General features: G+C 53.0%; 14 protein-coding genes. 6 read left to right on the top strand and 8 right to left on the bottom strand.

Going from position 1 to position 25,225, the window contains the following annotated elements; genetic code table 11:
- Positions 1–5: 5 nt before the first annotated feature.
- On the bottom strand, positions 6–2,900 hold the full coding sequence (locus tag Q31b_RS17455) for a RecQ family ATP-dependent DNA helicase (protein ID WP_146600917.1): 2,895 nt from the start codon (positions 2,898–2,900) through the stop codon (positions 6–8).
- A gap of 148 nt (positions 2,901–3,048) precedes the next feature.
- Here Q31b_RS17455 and Q31b_RS17450 point away from each other — a divergent pair, with 148 nt between their 5' ends.
- On the top strand, positions 3,049–3,240 hold the full coding sequence (locus Q31b_RS17450) for a CPXCG motif-containing cysteine-rich protein (RefSeq protein ID WP_146600916.1): 192 nt from the start codon (positions 3,049–3,051) through the stop codon (positions 3,238–3,240).
- Between the two features lie 11 nt (positions 3,241–3,251).
- A complete protein-coding gene (locus Q31b_RS17445) occupies positions 3,252–3,992 on the top strand; it encodes a 2-phosphosulfolactate phosphatase (protein WP_197171722.1) in 741 nt (246 codons plus the stop codon).
- 190 nt (positions 3,993–4,182) lie between these two features.
- Here the strand turns inward: Q31b_RS17445 and Q31b_RS17440 are convergent, their stop codons facing one another.
- From Q31b_RS17440 to Q31b_RS17415, 6 genes are all read right to left on the bottom strand, one after another.
- On the bottom strand, positions 4,183–5,205 hold the full coding sequence (locus tag Q31b_RS17440) for an AAA family ATPase (RefSeq protein WP_231617647.1): 1,023 nt from the start codon (positions 5,203–5,205) through the stop codon (positions 4,183–4,185).
- 113 nt (positions 5,206–5,318) lie between these two features.
- Complete coding sequence (locus Q31b_RS17435) at positions 5,319–6,674, bottom strand: hypothetical protein (protein WP_146600914.1); 1,356 nt, start codon at positions 6,672–6,674, stop codon at positions 5,319–5,321.
- Positions 6,671–8,458 (bottom strand): hypothetical protein, encoded by a 1,788-nt coding sequence (locus Q31b_RS17430; protein ID WP_146600913.1) that lies wholly within the window; start codon positions 8,456–8,458, stop codon positions 6,671–6,673. Before Q31b_RS17430 ends, Q31b_RS17435 begins: the two co-directional genes overlap by 4 nt.
- Positions 8,448–9,590: a stage II sporulation protein M gene (locus tag Q31b_RS17425; protein ID WP_146600912.1), complete on the bottom strand. Its 1,143-nt coding sequence runs from the start codon at positions 9,588–9,590 to the stop codon at positions 8,448–8,450. Before Q31b_RS17425 ends, Q31b_RS17430 begins: the two co-directional genes overlap by 11 nt.
- Positions 9,587–10,576, bottom strand: a complete 990-nt coding sequence (locus Q31b_RS17420; RefSeq protein WP_146600911.1) for an RDD family protein — start codon at positions 10,574–10,576, stop codon at positions 9,587–9,589. The genes Q31b_RS17425 and Q31b_RS17420 overlap by 4 nt, the downstream gene beginning before the upstream one ends.
- A gap of 222 nt (positions 10,577–10,798) precedes the next feature.
- Positions 10,799–13,786: a serine/threonine-protein kinase gene (locus Q31b_RS17415; RefSeq protein WP_146600910.1), complete on the bottom strand. Its 2,988-nt coding sequence runs from the start codon at positions 13,784–13,786 to the stop codon at positions 10,799–10,801.
- Between the two features lie 132 nt (positions 13,787–13,918).
- Here Q31b_RS17415 and Q31b_RS17410 point away from each other — a divergent pair, with 132 nt between their 5' ends.
- Positions 13,919–18,682 (top strand): WD40 repeat domain-containing protein, encoded by a 4,764-nt coding sequence (locus tag Q31b_RS17410; protein ID WP_146600909.1) that lies wholly within the window; start codon positions 13,919–13,921, stop codon positions 18,680–18,682.
- A gap of 434 nt (positions 18,683–19,116) precedes the next feature.
- Here Q31b_RS17410 and Q31b_RS28395 read toward each other — a convergent pair whose 3' ends face one another.
- Positions 19,117–20,481, bottom strand: a complete 1,365-nt coding sequence (locus tag Q31b_RS28395; protein ID WP_197171720.1) for a hypothetical protein — start codon at positions 20,479–20,481, stop codon at positions 19,117–19,119.
- A gap of 312 nt (positions 20,482–20,793) precedes the next feature.
- Between Q31b_RS28395 and Q31b_RS17400 the strand changes: the two genes are divergently transcribed.
- From Q31b_RS17400 to Q31b_RS17390, 3 genes are all read left to right on the top strand, one after another.
- Positions 20,794–22,053, top strand: a complete 1,260-nt coding sequence (locus tag Q31b_RS17400; protein ID WP_146600908.1) for a hypothetical protein — start codon at positions 20,794–20,796, stop codon at positions 22,051–22,053.
- A gap of 164 nt (positions 22,054–22,217) precedes the next feature.
- Entirely contained in the window at positions 22,218–23,408 is a 1,191-nt protein-coding gene (locus tag Q31b_RS17395) for a Gfo/Idh/MocA family protein (protein ID WP_146600907.1), read from the top strand.
- Between the two features lie 109 nt (positions 23,409–23,517).
- Positions 23,518–25,212, top strand: a complete 1,695-nt coding sequence (locus tag Q31b_RS17390) for an alpha/beta hydrolase (RefSeq protein ID WP_146600906.1) — start codon at positions 23,518–23,520, stop codon at positions 25,210–25,212.
- Positions 25,213–25,225 lie beyond the last annotated feature (13 nt).

Raw genomic sequence — 25,225 nt, 5'->3', positions numbered from 1 at the left:
CAATCTTACGTCGTCCACTTCGCATCGATTGGATGCCCCGCTTCGGCCGCTACTTTCAGCTCTTCCTTCAACCGCTTTGGATGACATCGACGAATAAGGGCAATCTGGCTCATCGTGTAGCCATCGCGAAAGAGTCGCCACGTCCAATAAGCGGACTCCGCTTGGTTCGGTTCTGCTTCGCTCGTTGGTGTGTCGATTGCCGGAATCTCGGCAACCGTTTTCTCGACTGGCAACGTAGGCTCGGGCGCCCTCGCCGCCTTCGTTGGTTCCGGATCCGGATCCGGTTCCAGAGTTGGCGTTGGCGTCAGAACGGGTTCGAGTTCGATGGGCGTCTCCTCTCCCGACTCACGCAAGAACGATTTGACGAGCTCGGTTAAGTCGTAGCCAAACTGTTCGATCGTCGCCGTACCGACACCAGGGATCGCTTCGAGTTCGGTTGTCGTTTGCGGAGCTGCTTCGGCAATTCGAATCAATGTTGCGTTGGTTAACACACGATAGGCAGGGATGCCGAGTGCTGCGGAGTACTTTTGACGCCAACGTTTCAGTACCGATGTCAATTCTTCCTGATTATGTTCGGTCGTCGAAGCCGGTAATTCGACGTCCTGAGTCGCAGGCTTGGCATCATTGGCGGCATTTCTATCGGTTGATTCGCTTGCTGACACTGGATCCGGTGCATTGGGGTTTGACTTTGCTTCATCATTCACGTCGCCCGATTCAATATTTTTCGCAGCCGCAGCGAGCCGTTTGATGAGTGGAAATTTCAAGCCAAGTGCATCTTCGAGCGGATCGATTGCGTGCATCACGCGGCTGCCCGGATCACTCAGATGAATGGTTGGCCTTCGTTCTTCGACCTCCTTTTGCACCAACAACCCACGCTCGATTAATGCATCCATCACGGCAACGACTTCACTTTGCTTCAATAGCGACAACATGCCGTAGGTGCTCAACCGGTTCAGTTTCCACTGCGATAGTTTTTTGCTTTTGGATCCACACAGCATCTGGGCTACCAAAATCTTGCCAAATCGACCATGCATACGCGTGACACCACTGAGAACAACCCGAACGCCGCGAATGAAGCTATCTCTGTCCACGCCTTTAAATGGATCACCGATCCGCTTTGGTTTGACGACGGTCGTCGATCGGGCGCCGGTCGGATCACAGCGGTCACATCGATCACAGTTCTTACTTTGCGGGTCGCCAAAGTAATCCAGGATGACTCGTTGCCGACAACCATTTGCGCGAGCAAAATTGATCACAGCATCTAGCTTGAGGAATTCGGCATCACGCCGCCGAGCAAGTTCGTCGAAATCGATATTCAAACTGTCGAAGGGGATGTCATGCTCCACCAAATGGACCGCGCGGCCACGAAATGGCGGTATGTAATCGAACGTCTTTAGCCGTCTCAATTCTCGAAGGGTGCGTGATAATTGTTCGCGATCGACCTTTGCGAGTTCGCACAATCGACGCGGGGTCACATACACATCTTCACCCCTTTGGCGGCCAACGATTTTTTCCACAGCCATCATCACTCGCCGCCGCACCTTTGCTTCTTTGGGCAAGAAATCGAGCAAGGTTGGCGCATCGCTATCGATACGAACGATGGCGCTGTTCATCGAATTATCCAGTCGTTTTAGGACGCCTGCTTTGGCCAGCAAAGTTTCGGACGTTCCAATCGATTCGGCACCCTCCTTCACATTAATCGCTTGTCGCACTTGTTCGAGTGTAAGTTCAATTGGGTCTTCTTCACGCCGCAACAGAAACTCGTAAACCTTTTGAACGGTTTCGCGTGACGGGTAGCGGTTTTCGATAAAGAACTCTTGAATGTAACGATCGCTGTAGGAGAACAGCAGCAAGCACTCACTGTCTTTTCCGTCTCGCCCGGCGCGTCCGGCTTCTTGATAGTAAGCTTCCAAACTACCAGGCATATTGTAGTGAACGACAAAGCGAATATCGGCCTTATCGATTCCCATTCCAAATGCATTGGTGGCGACGATTGCTGATAATTTCCCAGACATAAAGTCGTCTTGCACTTTGCGTCGCTGTGCCGGTTCGAGTCCAGCATGATAGACGCCGATAGGACGTCTGGTTTTCTCCGGCAACCAACTCGCCAACTCTTCGCATCGTTTTCGAGTCGCCGCATAGATGATTCCCGCTCCTTCGCGACCTGTTAAATAGTCTTGCAGCTGCTCGTTCTTTTCTTTTTCGCTTTTGGAATGCTGAACACAAAACCTCAAGTTTTCTCGGGTAAATCCGGTGACAAACGTTCGCGGATTTCGTAGTCTTAACAAATCCACAATGTCTTGGCGAACCGTCGGTGTGGCGGTTGCCGTTAACGCAATGGTTTGCACATTCTTCAAATAGCGGTCGCGAAATCGTCCCAAACGGGAATAGTCGGGGCGAAAATCGTGACCCCATTCACTCACACAGTGTGCTTCATCGACCGCCAATAGACTGACGTTCGCGGTGGAAACCGCCTCTAAAAACCGAGCATTGCGAAGTCGCTCTGGGGCGACGTAGACCAAATCCAAAATCCCCTGCGACATCTCTTGCATCACGCTCGTTTGCTCGGCTTGACTCAGACTACTATTGAGCAACTTCGCGTTGATGCCGAGTGCCTTCATCGAATCGACTTGATCTTTCATTAACGCGATCAGGGGGGATACGACGATAGTCGTTCCAGCCCGTCCGAGACTTGGCAATTGATAGCACAAGCTTTTTCCCCCGCCGGTGGGCATCACGCACATCACGTCGGCCCCCGCATCGACTGCATCGACAACATCGCGTTGACCAGCCCGAAACTCAGATAAACCGAACCGAGCCAGCAGGATGGTCGGATCAACGGTGCTGGAAACGCCAGCCTTTTGCGCAAGTGGCGTTCCTGGATTTGCGGTTCCGGACATGGATGTTCTAGACGTTTAGGTTGGCGAGATGTGCTAATATTGAGCTGATTATAGGGTATTGGTCTGATTGCATCGAGAACGAATCGCGACCAAAATAACAACATGCAAAGAACTTAGAGTCGCTAAATACATTCAAGGAAATAATGCAATGGACACCGAAGCGAGCTATGTTTGTGACAGTTGTGGGGAAGAGATTGTGATTCCACTCGATCCATCGGCTGGAAGCCATCAACAATATGTAGAAGATTGTCCCGTTTGCTGTAACCCCAGCGTTATCCATGTCGATTGGGTCGACGACGAAGCTCGCACTTGGGCAGAACCGGAACAGGATCGGTTTTAGTTACAATGCAAATGGATACTTCCTTTCTATCCGCTTCCGCGAGCACCGATGCGGATGTGGCCATCGTGATCGATGTTCTACGTGCTTCTTCGGTGATGGTAGCGGCGTTGGCCGCCGGTGCTCGTCGAGTGATCACGACTCGCGAAGTCGACGACGCTCGTGATCTGGCGGAAGAATATACATCGGATCGCGACTTAACACCGCTGCTTTGCGGAGAACGACAATGCACTCGAATCGAAGGCTTCGATCTCGGTAACTCGCCTGCATCTTATACAGCGAGTCGAGTGAAAAACCGTGACCTGATTTTAACGACAACCAACGGCACCCAAGCGATCGCGGCTGCAGCCTCGGCAAAAGAGGTTTGGATTGGCTGCTTTTTAAACCTGTCCGCAATCGCTAGATCGTTGCCGGCCGATTCAAACGTTGATTTGATCTGCGCTGGGACCAATGGATCGATCACAATGGAAGACGTCTTATTCGCCGGTGCCGTCCTATCGATCTGCGATCAGCGGTTCGAGCTGGAATTGAATGATGAATCGATCATTGCTCGACAATTATGGAGATCGTCGTTTGGACGAGAGACAATGCCTTCACCAGAGGAACTAAGCGAAGTTCTGAAACGATCCCAGGGAGGCCGAAACTTGGTTCGTGTTGGCTACGAATCGGATATTGGTTTGTGTGCGAATGTGGATGCTTATTGCCTGATCCCAAAGCGGGTACACGAAGAACCGGCTGTGTTTGCAGTGGAATAGATTTTCGAAGAGACGATCGTTGCGATTGCGACGGCCGGATGGGAGTGGAACTTGTTAAAGATCCTGCCGCAATGGGATCTTTAACAAGATCCACTACGGCTGTGGGTGCTCGAAGAACCGGCTGTGTTTGCTGCAATGGGATCTTTAACAAGATCCACTACGGCTGTGGGTGCTCGTTTTGGGATCGGCTTCAATCTCTTGGGACCTCGATGCCGCGGATGAGCGACTCGAGCTCTTCGTCAGCGGTGCGGCCTTCAATTTCTGCTTCCGCTGTCAATTGTACGCGGTGCCGCAGCGCTGGCAGAGCGATTTCGACGACATCGTCGGGAACCGCATAGTCGCGGCCTGAAAATGCAGCCAGCGCCCGAGCGGCCTGCATCAATGCTAACCCCGCTCGCGGTGATGCACCAATATGAAACGCAGGCCAAGTCCGTGTTGCCCGGACAATCTTGTTGATGTAATCCACCAAGCTGTCTTCGACAAGTACCTGACCACACATCCTCATCGCCTTTTGAAGCTGTTCTGGTGTTGTGACCTTTTGGACCTCCTCACGAAGTCGTTGGTTCAAGTCGATTTGTAGGCTGTGCATTTTTAGAATTTCGGCTTCTTGATCGGATGTCGGATAATCGACTCGCAGTTTAAACATAAACCGGTCAAGTTGTGCTTCCGGTAAATTGTAAGTACCTTCGCTCTCGAGCGGGTTTTGCGTCGCCAAGACCAGGAATGGACGCGGCACCCGGTGGCTCGTTCCATCCACCGTAACTCGGTATTCTTGCATGATTTCCAACAATGCTGCATGCGTTTTCGCGGGCGATCGATTGATTTCATCGGCCAAAAGAAGCTGGGTAAAAACGGGCCCAGGCCGAAAACGAAATTCACTCTTTTGCATATCGAATACTGGTGCACCGGTGATGTCCGATGGCATCAGGTCGGCAGTAAATTGGATTCGCCCAAATTCACATCCCAACGTTTGGCCGAGCGCTCTAACGAATAGTGTCTTGCCCAGGCCTGGTACCGATTCGATCAGCACATGGCCGCCTGCGAAAAGCGCGGTTAACGTGCCCAGCACTAACTCGTCTTGACCGACAAACAGTTTGCCCACTTCCGTCGATATGCGGGCAAACAGTTTTTGAATAGGGACCATCTTTGTCGATGCAACGGGTGTTGGTTGAGCTGTTGTCGGTTCGGTTGGCTCGGTATCAGAAGGATTCAAAGGTATCGCCCGGTGGTAAGTTAAATTTCAGTATGTGGAGTTGCCACGTTGGAGTCCAGGCTTCAGCCGATTCACGCGGATCGGAAATCGCTTAAGGGTATGACTCCAGCTGTTCATTGTGGTGACTCGTTCGCTTCTTGTTCTTTCGGTTCGACCTCTTGGGATGTCGGCTCTTCGATGATCCATTGGCCAGTCGTTTCACCGTGGACGCGGCGGAAATAATCGCTGATTCGGCTTCTCGCGAATGTCTCACCTTTCGCACGATTCATCAACTCAGCTACCGCATCCAAATGGGCGCCAAAGTGACTCGTTGCATGGTAACGAACTCGTTTGGGTCGACCAAGTGAGGGAATCAGCATCAGGCAAACGACGATTCCAAGTAAGACGGCATGAATCGTGATCAAACTGACCGGCCAAACCGTCAATAATTCCATCCCGGTCGCCTTTGGTACCCCCGGTTTTGATGAACTGACCGACATATACGCGGGCGGAATGCTTGTAAATCCGACCTTGGGTGGGGAGGTATCGGCTAACAGCGATTCATGAACAATCTTGTCGGCCAATCTAACCGAGGTTGGATGGGTGAAGGCGTAGTTGGTCAGTAGTGAACCGCCACCGACAACGATGATTTGTGAATCACGCCATTTTTTTGAGGTGATGCGAGCGATCACTGTTTTGCCAGCATCATCCATTAGTACTGGCATAAACATCACTTCGGTACCGGTCGGCGTTGCCGTCCCCGTGTTATTCCAATTGGGTGACCCAGGAGCGGTGGGGCCGACGGGTCCGATTGGTGTTGCCGAGCCTTGGTTCGCGGCGTTGGCCGGCTGATTCTGCGGTACGGAACGATCGGTATCGCGGTAGGGCTCGATTCCGTATTCCGATTGAAGTGGGGTCGCTCTCGGATCATCGGTTTCGTCCACAGCCTCTAACTGCTTGGCCCAGCGACCTCGGAACGTGTCGAATTGTCGTCGTTCGACCAACGGTTCCAATTCAAACCATCCGTTACTAGCGATGGGTACCCGGTTGAGCCGCCACTGAATCCGCTCGTTGGTACTGCGGGCTGCCCGGCGACGGTATTCCAAACGCTGGTCGGGCAATGCAAACTCGATTGCCTGCGACCAATAATCCGCTTCGCTTCCCGAGTCGGGAACGATGTACACTAACGTTCGTTTGTCACGGCGAAGCCAAGAATCAAACCAAAAGGTCACTTCGGTTCCGATCGCAGTCGAATACGTCGGCGTCCAGACGATCGTATCGAGCCGCTGTACTCGATCGGTTAATCGTCGCACGTCGAGATCATCCGCACCGGCATTGATGTAGGTCTGCCGCAAGGCTCCGAACCCATTCAAGCTTTGCGAGGCCATGTAGCCAGCGGATTGTCCGTAGTCGGTCGACAACCGGTTGCAACCGACGAGACCAACGCAACACAGGATCACGATAAAATAACGATGTCGTCGCCGAATCATGCCGCCACCTCACTTCGCTGGTGCACAATCTTTTCTAACTTCGCATTGTCTGCCCAAAGCGGAGCGAAGGATTCAACGGAAAGCGAATGCCGTCCAAAGTAGGAGCTCTCGAAGGCATCGGTTGTCTGGCGAAGGATACGCCCCAATTCAAAATCGGCTGACTTTGTCTCGCGAACGTATCGGCCATTGGTCTTGCCGCGGTTGAGCCGCAAAATGGCTGCTCGATCGAGTAGCAATAGTTGGTGAGCAAACAGTAGGATGACCGCTTGATCGAGTTGTCCCGCGGTCATCAATCGTTCCGCCTCGCTCCTCAGATTGACATCGCTGCGACGAAGTTCGGCTGGTAAATGCTTCATCCGCTCCACCGTTTGCTGATCGGGCAAGTCCGATTCACGGGTCGTCTTTTTGGAGGTCGCAGAACCAAGATCGAGTTCCGTTTTGGACAGCGCGTAAAGCAACAATGAGACGGCGCCGACAATGATTCCGACAAGTAACAGCCACCCGAACAAGTTGCCAAGTGTCAGATCGGTGCCGAGCCATCCGCCCCAACCACCACCGCCTGTGCCCGTCGTAGCAGGTGCTGCGGCAGCCGGCTTTTGTTTCTTAGGTGTTGGCGGTTTGGGAAGCCATCGACTCGAACGGTTCGCCGAGTCATCGACGGTCGTTTCGACTTGAACGGGCACAATCGTTCCAGTCGATTTGTCGAACCAACTCGTATTGCCAAGTGCATCACTCGCCGGAGACAGAGGTTCCGAAGATTCGGCCGCCGAGACGCTCGTGCACGACAGGACGATGCCCATTAGAACGGTCGAAACGATCGTCGCCGCTGCTTTTTTCTGCTGCCTCGTTACCGATGTCTTCTTCGGTTTTATGAGTCCAGCTTCTTCACCGAATTGACGCATCGTTTCTGCTCGGATCGCCAACTCGACCTCCCATCCTTCGAGCCGAATTCGGGTATCGAGGTAATTCAATAGCCTCACGATGACGCTAACGCCAGCGATGGTCCAAATGGCTGCGGGAAAAAGGAATAGCAGGAAAAACAGGTCCCAATCCCAAACACCTGTCGTGAATCCGCGCAGGGCGACCAGTGTGTAAAGGATACTTAAAAACAACCAAAGCAACATAAATCCAATCGCCAAAAAACGCCCCCCCAAATCACTGACCATCGGTTGGTGTAGCGATTTACTCCGTCGGCCTGCGGTGATGACGGCATCGGAGGAACTTCGTAGCGGACATTGTTCGAGGACTAGAATCTCGGGCAGAAACGGTCGATTGCTACGGAAAACGGCCATGGCAATCAGGATGCCAATGGGGATAACGATATCGAAAAAGCCATGTGCGGGTTGGCCGATGCGAAACGACAGAAAAACCAGTGTGGGTATAGCCAAGCGGACGACACCCAACTTCCAAAACCAACGCCAAAAATGCCGACGCGTTTCCGCAAACACGCTTGCCCACGTCGGTTGGCTCTCGAAAACCGCCTGACCCAAAAACAAGGTCGTCGCGATTCCTGCGGCAGGTGTTTCCAAGATTACCAACAGTGTCATCCATGCCAGATAACGCCAGATTTCGGCCAACGCTTGTTCATCGGATAGGTCGTGCTGCCATTCCAAGATCGGAATCCAATACAAAACCGCCGCGTTGGCAATGATCCATGGAACCGCGCCCGCGAAAAAGCCGATCAGAATCGCTGACGGGTAACGCCGCATCATGACCAATGACAAATCACCAATCTCGCTCAACGCGCGCCGGCGGATGACAACATGAGTTCGATCAAGTTGCATCGATCACTCCCTTTGTCGGGCCGGTAGCGAGTGGTCCGGTAGCGAGTGGGTCGGTGGCGAGCGGGTCGGTAGCGAGTGGGTCGGGGACGCCCTCCGTATCGGAATCCCAATCAATCGTCTGTTTCGAGAAGTAACCGACCGATCGAGTTTGCGATGGGAAGCCCAGCACCACAAAGTAAAAACTGATCATCCCCGACGACATGATCGCCCATCCCGCTTTGAAAAGATAAGGAGCAGGGCTCGGGGATAAAAATCCTTCCGTAAAGGCAGCCAGGACGAACAAGACAACGGATGCTGCCATGATCGGTATCGCCTTCTGCGCACTCAGACGTATCGAATCGGAACGAGTCAAACCACCCGTTCGAAACAAGCCGATGCCAAGACGCAGGCCAGCGGCAGCCGATAGTGCGATGGCGGTCAATTCGAACGGGCCGTGAGCAGTCACAAAATGAAAGAAATTGTCGCTGCCGGTCACGTCTTCGCGAGCCATGTAACCAAAGATCGTTCCGAGTGAAATCGCATTGTAAGCCAAAATGAAAACACACGGCAAAATCAGAATGCCGTAGGCGAAACACTTTAGTCCAATCCCGGTATTGTGATTGATGTAGAACCCTGCCATTTGTACGTAATGATCCAGCGATCCTGACAACGGCTCCTCATACATTTCTTCGACCGCATCCAATTGTTCGCTGCCGACCATCGCCGACGCGAACCCGGGAAACATCGTTTCGTTGTACCCCAAATACATCGATAGGGAGAACAGCCCAAAGAAGATCAACGTAGCAACACGGACACAGGGGTCCGCAAAAATCTGTTGAGGTGCTTCTCGAAAGACGACATCGACCCAACTCGATGGATTGAATTTCTTTGCTCGATAAAGTTGGTTGTGCGCGCGAGCGACCAATTGGTGTAGGTAGGCAACGGTGGCCGGAGGCAATTGATAGGCATCCGCCAATGCCAAATCAGCACACGCCGATCGATACAGACTCGAAAATCTGGCAATCCCCCGCGCACCGCGATGCTCGGGCGGTCCCGACCCGTCGGTCCGACCGCGATTTTCCATCGCGCCGCAAAGCCGTTCCAGCTCATTCCACTGGGCACGTCGTCTATCGAGAAGGGAAGCAACTTTCATATTTGCGGTTCAGCGGCGACGGTTGTGGAGGGGGTGGTCGGGTCGATGTTCGTTGTCTCGTTCGTGGGAGTGAAACCTGTCGGTTTATTGGCATCTTTAGCCAAGGGGCTGTAGCCGGCCAAAGGCCCCATATCGGGCAACTCCGCGGATGGCTCGGCAAGGAACGCTTGATAGTATAAAGCGTACATCAACAGATCGGGGTCCACATCGCGGCGAAATTCGAAGCGATCCAATAATGGATTGGTCAAATGCTTGGCGACTTCGCGTCGACGAGCGGGCGTCAAAAAGTGCCGTCGTTCGGTATAGATTGCCAATGTCCGTGCCATACTGCGAGAAATCCGATAATCACCGGGAATGAACGAAGCGAGGGCGGGAACCCGTGGATCGTCCACTTTGGCGACCGGCAATTGCCAACCTCGCTCATCGACGATCACCATCGTCCCCGCGGCTAAGTCACCGAGACGTTGCATTCGCCGCGTAAACAAAATGGTCGTAAGTCCAATCATGGCGGTTGGAATGAACAGCATCGGTGGAACGTCATCCGCCCCAAACGTGCTCGGGGCAGCCATCGGAGCTAAGTCGGCGACTCGAAGCAGATTGCGGATCAGTGCCCTTTTCCCATCAATCGGTCGGCCATCGACATCGATGACGCGAATGCCTGTGGCCCATTTGCCGATCGTTCGGCCATTGAAATAGGTCTCAAACAGCGTTCCGTAAAACCAACTGACGACAAAATTCAAGATGAATCCGGCCGCCACAATGAACGGTGACATGAAACGAATGTCGACCATCGAGCCAGTGAACATCATGACGACAATAAACAGGATCATGACGATCCAACGAACGGCAACATCGATCAAGTAGGCTGGTAAACGACGAAATGGACCAGCCAATTGGTACTTGAAGGCAATGTTTTCAGGCGTCACTACCGCGATCGTCGTATCGAGTGGCTCGTTGGATGTTGCAGGAGGCGACGATGAAGACATGACGTAACGGTTGTCTTATTGGTGAGGCGGATGAATATCGAGGGAGTCGCAACGACGTCTACTCCGTAGATCTTAGCAAAATTTGTTAGCCGTACCCACGAGGTTAGGTTATTCGCCGTTTCACTGCGCAGCCGACGCCCCGCGTGATTCGCAGGGCTTAGCGTGCAGCCGACGCCCCGCGTGATTCGCAGGGCTCAGCGCTCGGCCCGCTGGGCACGTGGTTTAACGAGGTTGCAACACGACTCGGAAACTGACTTCTTCAGACGGTTCGTTGACAGGTCGTGATCCGAAAAATAAATTATCGGGCAATCCCGACTCTTCCCAACTTTTTAAACGAAGCGGTCCCTCTTCGCTAAACTGGGACCAGCCACGCAGTTGTAGCGAATCGGTAGGTTCCGAGTGAGGCACGATTCTACGCCAACGTGTGTCGTAACGCGTCAACTCGAGACCTCCACTTCCCATCTCCAGACACCCCCACGGATTCTGGCCGGTCGATTCCTGTGTCTGTTTCGCCGACCGTCGATACGACTCGGGTGCAACAATCGAATCCTCCAACTTTTGCAAATCAAGGCCTCGTCCAAACGCAACATCCCATTGCTCAGGAGTCGGTAACATGCCACCGCACACTAAATCGGCGAACTCGATCGCCTCGATGCCGGTTACATGATAGATAGGTGACTGCGGATCAGCATCCCGTTCGTCGCTCGCTCGAACGTCCAAAGCGTCTGGATTCAACCGTTCAGGGTACGCCTTTTCAAAACGCTTGAACAGCGATAGCGGCACTTTCGTTTGCATCATGTAGAAGCTTGGTGGACTTTGGCTATCGGTTTGTGGGATCAATACAAACGGTATCATGGGAGTCGATCCGTTCCCGTTCGGATCGTCATCGCCTGTGCCGTCACCCTCCCCAAAGTTCGGTTGCAAAAGAACTTTCGAATACAAGCGTTGGGGTATTCCAAACACCTCGATCGTCACCAGCGTGGCATCGGGCGCAGCTTGGCAACGCGGCGGAATCCAAGTGGGTTCATCGGGGGAAGGCGATTCTGTCAGCAAAGGTTCGGGGAGAATTTTATCGGTGGTTTTGATAGCAACGTTTTTTGCATCCGATGTCTTGTCCCAAGATCCATCGCCCCAAAATCCTTCGCCCCAAAATCCATCGCCCCAAAATCCATGAGCAACGATCAATAGAATCGACAAACAGCCTACGCCGCTCAGGCGATTGAGAAACGTGGTTTTGATGAGCCACGAAGCTCCATAGCGTGACAATTCTTCTTCATCGCGAGCGTTGCCGCTACGGGTAATCGATCGGCGGGTTATTTCAAATCCGCACACGAAGACGAACAAGATCAGAGCGATCATCACCAACAGCGATGCGGCGATTCCTAGCGACGCAAGGAACGAAAGCCGCAATTCGAATGCTGATCGAATCGAATTGGGAGAGAATACAGCTTGCCAATAGTTGGAATGCAACAGCACAATGGCTGCAAAGGTGGCAGCCAAAATCCGTCCCGATTCGTCGCGTAGTTCGCTGCCAAAGCGATGCAAGTTCTCAGCCATTCGACGTGCGAAAGCGGTTTCGGCTTGCTTGATTCGCAGCGCTGAAAAATGTTGCCCCAATTTTGATAGGTCGCTAAACAAAAACCACAGAATTGGAAATGCAATGGCTAAGGTAGGCAGCACCGCGTGTGTCACGATTGTGTAGCCAAAGTACCAACGACTCGACGCGAGCTGGGCCGAAGCATCCTCGGTGATCGCATGCTTTGCAGCCCAATTCGAAAGCTGGGTCGGAAAATGATCCACGAGCCAATACGTCTGATAAACCGACCATGACAAGAGGCCTAGCAGGACAATCAATGTCACTCGAACAAGAATGACGCCTGCGGACCATCGACGCGGGCTCAGCGTCCATCTCGCTTCGCGTGAGTAGTACCTCGTCAAAGCATACATGACGAGCGGCACCGTGATCACGATGCGAGCCACATCCAAAGCGAATCCCAGCCATGACTTGTTATCAACGTTTCCAAGTTTTCCGAATGCGAATTTCCACGCCTCCGTTGCTTGGTTGCCAAAGTAGGCCATGCTTAAACAGAGGAGTGCGATGGCCACCATGGTGAGTGTCAATAGGATATTGATGCCACCGATCGCATCGGTGATAAAGGAGGTCAGCGAGGTTTGTCCTGGCGAAGGCGATGTTTGCGATTTGGGTATGCTTTGAACGCGCGGACGAGTCACTCTGTCATCGGAAACGAATGGAGTCTGCGCACTCGTTAGTGGTTCACAGTACGGCTGGAGTTGTTCGGCAAATTCGGCGGCGTCTTGGAATCGTCGATCAGCAAGCTTGTGTAGCGAACGCAAAATGATTTGCGATAACTCGGTCGACACACCACTATTGAGCTGATTCAGCGGCGTCGGATCAGCGCCACAGTGAGCTGCCATGTACTCGGTAATCGATGTATAGTTTTCGCCCGCGAAAGGAGGATCACCGGTAAGCAGGCAATACGTCGTACAACCGATCGCATAGACATCCGATGCAGGCGAAGCGTTTGAAGCATCCTCCCACAATTCGGGGGCCAAGTAGGCTGCGGTTCCCATCAGATCCCCGCCGCTGGTCATGCGAGCGACCTCGGCACCTTGTAAACTGGCGATACCCAGGTCGAGTACCTTGACGGAATCCTCTTCGCTCAAAATCACATTGGCTGGCTTGATATCTCGATGAACGACGCCATGGCTGTGAGCGTGAGCGATGCCCAGACAAATTTGGCGGACGATTTCGATGGCTTGACCAACCCGAAACGGCCCGTGTTTGTCAATTAACACCTGCAGATCTTGCCCACGAACATACTCCATCACGAGATAGAGCCGATCGTGATCGACGCCCGCATCCGACGCATAAACCAAATTCGGATGGACCAGTCCGCCCATCGCGGTGATTTCACGTTCAAATCGCTGCCGAGCCGCATCGGTCGAAATTTCGCGACGGATCAGCTTGATTGCATACTCGCGTTGAGCAAACCGGCGATGGCGAGCCAAATAGACGTCGCCCATTGCTCCGCTGCCGATCAGCTCGGCGAGTTGATAGTTGCCGATGTACTGCTCGCCGTCTGGTTGGGGCGACTTTTTCGACTGTGCAGGTGTTTCGTTTTTCCCGATCGGGCGCGACCGATCCGATGGTTCCGGATCATCAGGAATCTGCATCGTACCGTCTGGCAAGTGTGACTCCTACTTGGAAGAGGCTGGTTCGAAAGGGGCTGGGGAGAAGCAAAACAAAAAAAATACGCAACGGAAGTGGATAGACTACGATAACAGGGGGCTGCTCATCTACCTCAAACCTATCATATCAAAATGAATCGCTCACGAGTAATCTTATCGTTTATCTCTACCGTTTGGATCGGTTTGGGTTTGGGAGGAAGTGAATTTTTCTTCGCGAACCCGCTTTTTGCTCAGTCCTCGCCGATTTTACAGTTGCGACCCGACGGACCGCTCGCGCCGATCCATGCGTTTGAGTTTTCGGCCGACGGAAAGACACTTTATGCAGCCGGGGACGAGAAATTGGTCCAGGTTTGGGCTCGAACCGGCAATCAACCGTTTGTCCGATCGCACGCCAAATCGCGACGCCAGCGAATCGGCCCCGGACCGCTGGGAACGATCCACACCATGTCGCTGAGTCATCCGGATCGCTACCTCGTCACTGGCGGGGTCGGCACCTTCGAGCAACATGCTGGGTTTTCTGAGAATGGCATCATGATTCCGCCTTTTGGTTGGTCACGCCAAACACTGGACGAAATCGGGTCGGTTACGCTCCATGATCTCGAAAAAGACGAATCGGTTTTGATCAAAACGCATCCTGGTTACGTCCTAGCGACTCAGTTGGTGTCGATCGATGATGCGGGCACCTATTTGGTGACGATCGGAAACGACCAAGACGCCACCGATTGCAAGGTTTTGGCGAAGACACCGCTCAAAAGGTCATTGCGAGTTTTTGATGTTCCAAGTGGCAAACTTCGATTCAAGTGGGACATTCCTGCGACAGCAATCGCCCCCCAGCTTTTGGCTTGGTCGATGGAGAACGCTCGGAGCATCGAAGGGCTCCGCATCGCCGTCAGTTTCGCGAGCGGGAACTCAGGCGATGGGATCGATTTGTTCACTCCCGGTAACGAAACGCCGATACGTATTGCCGAACCGCTTGGCTTGGCTTTTGACCGTTTGGGTGATCCCGATCGGCTTTGCGTCGCATCGAATCGGTCGCTCGCCATCTATCGCACGTCGGATGCATCGCTCCAGCGCCGCATCCATTTGAGTCAACTGCTTCAGCCATCCGAATACATTTTTTCCCTTCGCACGATTGCTGGCCAACCTGGAAGCGTTGCAATAACCACCCGTAATTTGGCCATTGCGGATTCGCCGCATCGTTTGAGGTTGGTGTCACTAGAAACGGGCAACGCTCTCCTGCAGAGTCCGATCGATCTTGGCCGAAGACAAAACCCGCAATTAGCCGTCGATCAACGTGGAACCATCCTGGCAGCCACCGCCGACGTCACCGAGGGCATCCAGCTTTTTGATTTATCGCGGTTAAAAAAAGGTGATCCTCAACCACTGCAAGTCCTGAAACCCGAGTTCGAACCGATCATCGACGCGACTTTGGTGATCGATAAAAATGAAAAGTTGTTGCAGTTTAAACTCGTAGAGCGGCCAACGCCGCAAACACGTGGCCCAGGCTTCCCGCCTGGGACCACATCGCCCCCCGGCGAGAAGCCTGGGCTACGTTCAGAAGAAAGTGAGTTGAAAACCTACCAGTTAGCGGATAACGCGTTGCAGGAAGTCAATGCCACGAATTGGGAAGATTTTGACGTACCACTAGCATTTTTCAGAAAAGAGAACACGAACCAATACGTGGCAAAAGTGACGGTGGGCGGCAATCCGTTTGGCGAAATCCATATTGCCTCCTCCATGCCACCGGTTGCCAAAATCTTGCGTAGCAAAGTACTCGATGGAAAACCGTTGGCGGCAGTCGGTTATCTGCAAAACGCCAATGAAGCCCAATCGACACTGTCGTTGTTCGATCCCGAAACCGGCAACGAACTTCGGCGGCTGAGCGGACATCATCAAACGATTACATCGCTGCGGTTCTCCGAAGATCATCAACATCTTACCAGTGTTTCTGCGGATGGAATGGTCTGCGTTTGGTACCTTGGGGATCTTGTCGATCTGATCGGAAAACGGTCTGCGATTCGCTCGGTCAAATGGTGTTGTGATGGCGAGTCGATCGTTGTCAGTGAGATGGATGAAAATGCGGCATCAAGTAAACTCAAGCCGAGCCAACTCAAACCGGGTGACGTTTTACTCGGCATGGTTGGTCAAGACGGATCGCTTCAACCGTATTCCGATCCAGAAGAGTTTTTTCAGGCGATTTCCTTCCTGAAACCTGGCGATGACGTGAAACTTCGAGTCGAACGGAATCAGCAACAAATCGATGTCGCGGAGGAATTGGGCCAAGCGACAGACGAACGCAAACCGCTGTTTTCGTTTATCAGTAGTCGCCGTGATCGTGTGGGCGACCTCGCCTGGTTGGCTTGGACGCCGTCGGGGCCATTCCAGTCGAGTGGTCCAGAGATTGAAGCGAAAGCGGGGTGGCACTTCAACCCCGAAACACCCGAAGATTCGGTCCGGTTTGCGCCCTTTGCCCAATACCGTGACCAGTTCTCGGGAGATTCTTTGGTCGACGAACTGCTCGCCAATAATCGTATACCCGATGTCTGGCCGCCCTTTGTCGATATTTCGATGGTCGCTCGTGTGATCGATGCCGCTGGCAATACGGTGGATGCCGAAGGCGACCTGTACGAAGTCCTCCAACAACCAGACCAAATTTTGGTTTCCGTTCCCGGTGCCCCGGCCAACTCTATCCGCAAAGTGACCGTATCTCTCGACGAACATCCCGCGGTCTCGCTATCTCGGTCGGAGCAGGACGCGCAGATTTGGACCGGCAAAATTCAGGGCGAATTACAACCTAATTTCTACTCTTCCCTCTATGTGACCGCACATAGTGATCGGCTGCCTGATGGATTGAAACGGCAATCTTGGGTTGTCTCGTTGGCCGCATCGGAGCCCGTGGACGTCGACGTCGACGCACCTGGAATCGATGAACTGCGGCCTCCCGAACGAGAGTTTACGCCACGAAAACTGCGTTTAACGGCACTCAATCCGTTAGCTCCGTCGGACGCAGATCCAGAAACGGATCAGCAATGGTTCGAACTTGAAGCGAGTGTCGATGCCGATGAAATCGAACCGCTTAGCAAGTTTTCGGGCTTGCGGAATCGAGACGCCGTTGATCTTGAGGATGTCACCGTCAATGGCAACCGTGTCACCGCTCGAGTTCGTTTGCCGCTCGGTGAAAGTATCGTTGCTCTTCAAATGAACTCGGGTGATCAAGTGATCGAGTCGCCCGTCGTTCAAGTCAAGGTCAAGGATCCACCGACCATCGAGTCGCTGACCAGTGGTATCAATGATCAGAATCAGGGTTCGATTTCCTTGCTTGTAAAGTCGAACCAAGGCCTAGACAAATCGAACATTCGGCTGCGCGTCAACGGCATCATTACGACGAACTGGGACTTCGAGTCAGCTGCAAATGCGGAAGGTGAGAACGAATGGTTGGTCGTTGTCGATTCGCTTCCTCTTTCGGTTGGCGTCAATCGAATTGATCTCGAGCTTCGAGATGATGAGAATGAAGTCTGCCAGCGAAAGAGTCTCTCGCTGGTCGCGATGCCGCTACCGGAACAACCAAAGATTATCTTAAGTCTAGCGAATGGTGCCACGTTTGATTCGCCCACGATTTCGATTGCTGCAAACATCGAGTGCGCGGATCTCGATCAGGTCCGTTGCAGGATCAACGATAATGAAATACCTGTCGAATTGCCTTCTTCGCCAGAGTCAAAAACACATTTGACCATCATTGAGATTCCATTGACGCTTGGTGTCAACCGTATCTCCGTAACGGCAGAAGCCAAATCGGGGCTGACCGATCGGGTGACGCGGATGGTTTCTCGGATTGAGCGACCGGTAGAATTGGTCGCCGAGCGTTTTGTTGGATCGGAAGCGTCAGCAGTTGAACTGCAATTGTCGGAGCGAAATTCGTTTTCAGCATCGGCGGCGTCGACAACGGCGACCGGAACGATCGAAGGCTACGTGCGTTTGCCCTCCTCATCCGACATCGACAAGGAAACTCCGAAGACCGTTCGTGCTTGGGTGAATGGGTTTCTACAATCGGTCGTAAAGCTTGATGTGAGTGAAGACGCTGACGTGCTTCGCTTTCAAATTCCAGTGCTTTTATCGCTCGAAGAGAACCACGTGTTTCTTGATTTACCCGGTCTCGTCGAGGATGAAAGCTCTTTGGCACATGTCACGCTCGACTGCAATAATCCGTCAAAGGATCAAACCTTGCATCTATTGATGGTGAGTACCCGAGTCCCATGGACGAAGCGGAAGGAGTTTGAAAAACAGGTGCTCAATTTACTTCGTGTGGAAGATGAGAAGATGCCTGCATTCAACCGAGTCATTAGTGGTGCACCGGTTTATCCAGCATTGACGGGCGACATTTGCCGATCGGACAACGTTCGTCAACTCATTCAGCAATGTCGGTTCGAACTAGCCGGGACGCAGGCATCGAACAATACCGTGCTGCTGTTTTTTCACGGAGAGGAACTCCGCTCCGCAGACGGGCAATTGTGCTTGATGACCCGTGATGCTCGGCCCGATCGTGCTTTCACCGACTCGAACTTAATCACAAGTCGCTACCTCGGTGAGCAACTCGAAGGAATCCGCTGTGCCAATTTAATTTTTCTTGACGTCACAGAGCATATCGAGTCGGCATCCGTTGCAACCGCCGGCGATCCATCGCAGCCAAGTTTGGGGATTTTGCGAATGGTTCGCGATGCCAAAGTCGGTAATTTGGATTCGCCAATGCTACTCGATCAAGTTCGCCGGGTGATACCTGAAGTCGGTGAATTGGGGCAACTCACACGTGCACTTCAATCCGAGCAGCTTCGCCGGACGGGCGTCGTCATCAACGACAGTATCCCGATGGCAATCGAACGCATGCGGATTAACGAGTAACGCAAGGCGGCTGGGGACGTGAGAGGTACAACATGCGTAAACGCTTGTAAACGAATATGGTTTTTCCAGGCATGGCATGGCAAAGAGAATCTTCATTTAGGATTCGCAACCCAAGGGGGTGGTTTGTCAGCATGAACTTGATACGCTCCGTCAAACGGAGGTAAGCTCCAATGGCGTGAATTGAAGGAATTCTGGGACGTGGCTATCGGCCTGTCGATTTAATCGTTTAACGCTTAGCCGAAGGCGTCAGCTTTTCCAAAAGCGGTCGCCTATGGCTTGGCGTCAAACAATAAGTCGAGTCAAACCGATTAAATCGACAGGCCGCTATCGCCAAAACGGCTAATGAATCATCCGGGTTAGGGCGTCAAAAAAAAATCTCGGTTGAGAGAAGACTCAACCGAGATTCATTTCATCTTAGGTTTCAACACAAGAACTTAGAAAGTTCGTTGCCATTCGAGTCGGAACAGATCGCTGTACCAACGATCGTTGGTCCAATTGTGGCCATAGCCAACATAGATCGAATTTTGATCTTGGTTGTAACGTAAGCCATACTTTCCGTTGACAATCGTATCACCGGTCGCATCTTCGACCGTATTGACATTCGGATCCAAGCTAGTGGTGACACCGTCAAGTACTGTCCATGCTACGATTTCCGTCAACAGCGTCAACTTCTTCGGTTGGCAACATGAACCGCCGCGGAACAGTTCGTAACCTAAGCCCACGCCTCCACGAAGGATGTTCGCGTCCTGGCTCGCCAAGTTCGGGTTGCTGATCGTGGCTGGATCAAGCGTTACGGCATCGAGTGTTTGCCAATCGTTGATTTCCGAGAAGAACCACAATTTTGAAGTCAGTTGTTGGTCGTACAACAAGCCAAGATCGATCGTTGTGTTACCCGTTCCGATGGCTCTAAGTGGTTCACCCGTGGGAAGAGTCGTTCGAAGTTGGAATGTCAGATGTTCATTGGGACAATCGATAAGCCCCCAGCGGAAGCCGGCGCTAATGTCACCTGCACCGCGCTGTGTGCCATCGGTGAAGCCGGCTTGTCCACCAAAGTTGATAGGGCCGATCCAGCGGATGGGAACGTCGATAAAGATGGACAATCGCTCGCGGAGTGCAACTTCGATGTAAGTCGAAACCTGTTCGAGATCGACATCGGCCGAACCCAAGCCACCGCCGATGCCTACACCGCCGCCGCCGCCGCCGCCACCACCGCCGCCGCCGCCGATACCGCCGTCTGGTGGACCGTCACCACCGAAGGCTCCGAGCGATGGATAGAGGAATTGGCCGCGTGATGGCTTGTTCGCACCCGTCATATTGTCGTAACGAAGACGCACTCGCGTTTGGATCTTTGCGCTCTCGATGTAACCAGGAGTAACGAAGGAATCGGAGAACGCCAGCGATCCTGCTCCGCCCGACCCAAAATTGGTCGCCAAACCAGAGGACAGATTGACATCAGTGATTGGCGGCGAAAAGTCACTCGGTGACAGCAATGACTGCGAAGGAACGGACTGGGAATCCGCGTTGCTAGATGTTTCAGGGATCGCTTGCTGAGGCGCGGGGGTCACGGGAGTCGCCGGGGAAACATGTTGATCGGGAGCCCGGTAGTAGTCTGCACCGGAATATTGTGTATCCGATGGCACACAGGGAATCACCTGTTGTACGGGTGCACAGGGGTCGCAGATCGGCTCACAGCCCGTTTGGGCCTCGACCACACTTCCGCTGAATCCGATGGAGATTGTCCCCATAATGGGAGCGACGAGGAGAGAAATCCACCTGCGTCTTTTGTGTTGAAACTTCATTGGCCTTCCTTGTTCTATTTTGAGACTGCATTCGCAATTGCCGAGCAACCCGTAGGAATGATCCCACTTGGATCGCATCCGATCGATCACTGTTTGAATCGTCCCCCGCGGTGCCGATTGTTTAGTACAAAGTTGGGGGGTGCGGTTTTAGCGAGTTTTCCGGCGAAAGACAGGGCAAATGGGCAAACTTTAATGCCTGTGGCGTTTGGGGCATAAGAGATTTTCAAAGTCGCCATTGAGTCGTCGTTCGATGGTAATGGAAGTCGCTCTCTCTCTCAATTTGGTGTCGTAAATAACGGCTATAGTAAACGAATGAACGAAGACGCATCAAAAACCGTGAACCCCTATCTGCCGCCTTCCGAATTTAGCGAGTCCAAACTTGCTGATCAGGATAAACCGGACGTTCCGCCATCGTCCGTGATGAAGATTTCTGGAACTTCTACCAGAGAAGAGATGATTCACACGCTCGGGAAACCGGTCCAAGTGATGTCGACATTGTTCTTTGGTTCCGTGCTTATTGCCATGCAACTATTTAATCTTTTTAATCTATTCCCAACAAATTGGCACTCTCTAGAAAGTTGGGTCGCATCGGTTTTCTTTCTTTTGGTTACCGCTGGGATCGTCTACGGCACCGTGCTTCGCAACTCGGGGAAACATCGTGCCGAGCGGATGATCCACAGGTCTCCGTGGTTGGGCGATTCGGTTCATGGTAACTACGACGGCACAGCGATCGAACTGCACTACTCCGGAATCCGTTTTTGGGCCGCTTTGATCTCGGGCCGTAGCGAAGTCAATTCGAGTGGCTACAAGGATCAGCTATGGGGCTATCCGATTATCGTGACCGCCAGTCAATTCGAGGATGCACATTGGTGGCGAAGGCTTTCGATTCGGCGTAGTGCTTTGATACAAATTCAACCACCGCTGGTCAGCAACGATGTAGAGGAAGCTACGTTAAACCGCGTGCCCAACGGGCTGCGTGTTGCTGCGGAACGCGGGGCGTTGCCCAAGCGGTTTAACGATGGATACCGAAGCGTGGCGTACCGAATCGGAACCTGGAAACATAGTCTTTTGTCTGGCAATGCCAATCGCTTGGGAATGGCCGTTCGAGTCATCCTGGGGACAATCGCCTTGGTGCCTGGCGTGTGGCTGTTATGGATGGCTTGGGATTTGTACTGCTCGACAACGTGGACTCCTTATTGGACGGCACACTACAACCGTGTCGCCCCACCTCTTTGGGCAGGTGGCGGAATCGCAACGCTTGTCGGATTGATTTTGGTCATGCCTGCGATCGTTGGAATTTGGCTGAACCGTCGCAATGCTCCTTTTGGAGACGCGACATCAAAGGCGACCGCGATGTTGATATGCGATCAATTTGTCTTCCTGCAACAAGACTCCACCGCGGTCCAGTGTGATTGGTCACACATCCGACACGTTCGCGGCAATCGATATGGATTGATATTTCAGTTTAACAACCGGTATCGGTTCTTTGTCCCACGTATTGCTTTTGCAAGTTGTGATGAGTTTTCGAAGGCGTGTCGGCATGTCGAGCAAGTGTTTTCGTCGCCGAATTGAGGGCGTGTGAAGTCGGTTCGGGTGGTTCTTGCGTCGAGTGGTTTGTGGTAAGATTTCCTGCTAATTCTGCTGGATGAAAGGCATCGTCGCTTGGTAATCTTCAGCGCTACCATTGGGGTAGCAAATGAACAATCGAGTCGTAACTTTTTTGGAAGGTTCAATCAATGGCACAAAGACAACTCAACGTGGGACTTATCGGCGGTGGCGGCGGAGCGTTTATTTCTCATCCTCATCAACGGGCGATTCATTTTGACGGGACGCGGCGAGTCACCGCAGCGGCACTGCATCCCGATCCCGAGACGGCGATGAAAGAGGCTGAGAATTGGGCGTATCCACTAAAAGGTTATCGCAGCTATGACGAAATGATCCAAGAAGAATTGAAGAAGCCGGTGGGTGAACGTATCGACTACGCGCTCATCGTTACCCCCAACCATGTCCACTTTGATCCGGCGATGAAGTGCGTCCAAGCCGGCATCCCGGTCATGTGCGAGAAACCTCTAACGGTTTCTCTCGAAGAGTCCGACAAGTTGGTCGCGGCGGTCAAAGAAAACAAGGTACCCTTCGGTGTCGCTCATACTTACCTTGGACACTGGACCACTCGCTTTTCGCGTTTCATTGTCAAGAGCGGATTGTTAGGCGATGTTCGGTGGGTTGATTCACGATACCTGCAAGGATGGATGGCCGATCGAACCGAGGATACCGGCAACGTACAAGCCGAATGGCGCGTCGACCCGAAGAAGTCGGGTGCTAGTAACTGCGGCGGTGACATCGGGACTCACGCTTTGATGCAACTTCGCTTTGTCACCGGATTGGACGTCACTCGAGTGCAAGCCCATGTCGAAACGTTCGTAGAAGGCCGAAAGCTCGATGACCATTTCACGACCTACTGTGAACTTTCCAATGGTTCGAAAGCACTCGTCCGGGCAACTCAAATTGCGATTGGTCACAAGAACAATTTGGGAATCGAGGTCAATGGATCGAAGGGAACCCTGCTTTGGTCGCAAGAGTCCCCTGAGGAATTGACGATTATGCTGGCGGGACAACCCGATCGAACGTATTTCCGCGGCGGGGTATCGCCAAACGATGGATTCCTCGGGGATGTTCCTCAAGATTTGCTCGATGAGCCGCAAGTCCCACCTGGACATCCCGAAGGATTCCACGATGCGTTTGCTCGGCTTCATCGCTGTTTTGAACAAGATGTGCGAGCCTATCTCGATGGCAAACCATTCCATTGTGATGGAAATAAGTATGCCAATGTCGAAGATGGACGGATGGGCATCGCATTCATCGCTGCAGCAATCGAGAGTTCGCAAGCCGATGGTACTTGGACGGATGTCGCATTGACGGCAAATTGACGCCCCATGGGTACCCCATGAGTGTCGGCAATCGCAATTGATCTTGGCCGGTATTTGTTGGTACAAGCGAGTTTTGCTAGATCCGTCTCTCGCGTTAGGCAAAGCTCGCATGAACTATCTCAAACCGAAACGCCCCACAGTCTGTCTCGCTTTTTGCTTCTCGGCTGGAGTTTTTCTGTCGTTATTCGCAGGTTGTTCAGCAGAATCCGAATCAGGCCGATCGGAGCAGGCTCATGCCGAACCGGCATCGGAACGCGATTATGTCGCCGATGATTTCGCGCCATCGATTCCTGTTGAAATGCCTCCACCAGCTGCGGAGGCGATGCCACTCGATTACCCTCCGGCCATGACGGCCCCAAGCATGACGGCCCGTAGCATGACGGCCCCAAGCATGACGGCCCCTGGATCGGCTAGCACGGTGCGTGTTGCTCCCCATCCGTCGGCCCCTAGCGAGAGTGCGTCATCCGTCAGGATGGAAATGTCGGTGCCTCCATCCTTCGAGGTGCAACCCGAAGCCGCCCGCATCGCAGGAGCCCCGAATGCAGGGGCCCCGAACGCAGGGGCTCCGAACGAAAAAGCTCCGAACGAAGACGGCTTCGCGACCGTTCAGGTTTTTTATGCAACCGACCGTGATCGCAGCCCGATCGAACTGTCAAATTATCAGCTCAGCGGACAAACCACCGCATTTGTAGGTTTGACCGGTATGGCACTGCTGCTCTTCGCGTTTGGCGCAATGAGTTGGCTTCGTGGGCGAACGCAGGCGGGCAATCTGTCGATGCTAGCTGGCGGCCTACTGGGATGCTTGGCCGCAGCGATGGTGGTACTTGGGCAATCAAACATTGAAAAGCATGGTGTCACTTACACGTCGGATCGCGGTCAACTGGTTCGCGGCGTTTGTGAGGTGACGGTGCCCGATTCGCATCAGCGTGGCTTGGTGGAACGCCCCAGCTTGCTGCATTTTGAAGTCCGCGAAGATCAGCAAAAACATGTGGTTCTAACCAGTGCGATTGAATTGGGGAAAACCGATTTCCAACAACGGATGTCCAGCATGATCGCGAAGTCACCCGAGCGTGACTTGTTGGTATTCATCCATGGCTACAACGTCGACTTCGAATCCGCCGTATTGCGAACGGCACAGATCGCGGTCGATTTGCCATTTGAAGGGGTTCCGGTTTGTTACAGTTGGCCGAGTCAAGCGTCGTTGATGGGATACACCATCGACGAGAACAATTCGGAATGGACGATCTATCATCTGAAACAGTTCTTACTGGAGTTGGCCGAAGAGAGTGGTGCGGATTCTATCAATGTGGTCGCTCACAGCATGGGCAACCGGGCGATGACGGCCGCGATTGAGCAAATTCGATATGAGCTTGATCCTCGTGATCGCGATTCCGTGCCGATGTTCGACCGCATCGTGCTGGCGGCTCCCGATGTCGATGCGGATCGATTCCGTCGCGATTTGGCTCCGGCTCTATTGGAGGTATCCAACCAAGTGACGCTGTATGCCTCCTCCGACGACCAAGCATTGATCGCATCGAAAACCGTCCACGGCTATCCACGAGCCGGAGAGAGTGGCGCAAACATCGTCGTCGTCCCAGGTGTCGAAACGATCGATGTTAGCGGAATCGACTTGAGCCTCCTCGGGCACAGTTATTACGGCGACAACGAATCGATGCTTCGCGATCTTTACGAACTCGTTCGTAAAGGATTGCCCGCCGCTAAACGAAACATGCTGCTAACCCGCCGCGACGGAGAGCAAATTTATTGGCAATTGGCCCAGCAGCCATCTCGCGTGCTTCGATAGGCCGTCAAAATCA

Origin of the sequence: Novipirellula aureliae (genome assembly GCF_007860185.1) — a bacterium.
GTDB classification, from domain to species: Bacteria; Planctomycetota; Planctomycetia; order Pirellulales; family Pirellulaceae; genus Novipirellula_A; species Novipirellula_A aureliae.
The sequence above is the reverse complement of the archived record's forward strand: the minus strand, read 5'-3'. Positions and strand labels throughout refer to the sequence as shown.

Excerpts from the sequence above, each read along its gene's own strand:
- Q31b_RS17455 (WP_146600917.1), bottom strand. The coding sequence starts at position 2,900 with ATGTCCGGAACCGCAAATCCAGGAACGCCACTTGCGCAAAAGGCTGGC.
- Q31b_RS17450 (WP_146600916.1), top strand. The coding sequence starts at position 3,049 with ATGGACACCGAAGCGAGCTATGTTTGTGACAGTTGTGGGGAAGAGATT.
- Q31b_RS17445 (WP_197171722.1), top strand. The coding sequence starts at position 3,252 with ATGGATACTTCCTTTCTATCCGCTTCCGCGAGCACCGATGCGGATGTG.
- Q31b_RS17435 (WP_146600914.1), bottom strand. The coding sequence starts at position 6,674 with ATGATTCGGCGACGACATCGTTATTTTATCGTGATCCTGTGTTGCGTT.
- Q31b_RS17430 (WP_146600913.1), bottom strand. The coding sequence starts at position 8,458 with ATGCAACTTGATCGAACTCATGTTGTCATCCGCCGGCGCGCGTTGAGC.
- Q31b_RS17425 (WP_146600912.1), bottom strand. The coding sequence starts at position 9,590 with ATGAAAGTTGCTTCCCTTCTCGATAGACGACGTGCCCAGTGGAATGAG.
- Q31b_RS17420 (WP_146600911.1), bottom strand. The coding sequence starts at position 10,576 with ATGTCTTCATCGTCGCCTCCTGCAACATCCAACGAGCCACTCGATACG.
- Q31b_RS17410 (WP_146600909.1), top strand. The coding sequence starts at position 13,919 with ATGAATCGCTCACGAGTAATCTTATCGTTTATCTCTACCGTTTGGATC.
- Q31b_RS28395 (WP_197171720.1), bottom strand. The coding sequence starts at position 20,481 with ATGAAGTTTCAACACAAAAGACGCAGGTGGATTTCTCTCCTCGTCGCT.
- Q31b_RS17400 (WP_146600908.1), top strand. The coding sequence starts at position 20,794 with ATGAACGAAGACGCATCAAAAACCGTGAACCCCTATCTGCCGCCTTCC.
- Q31b_RS17395 (WP_146600907.1), top strand. The coding sequence starts at position 22,218 with ATGGCACAAAGACAACTCAACGTGGGACTTATCGGCGGTGGCGGCGGA.
- Q31b_RS17390 (WP_146600906.1), top strand. The coding sequence starts at position 23,518 with ATGAACTATCTCAAACCGAAACGCCCCACAGTCTGTCTCGCTTTTTGC.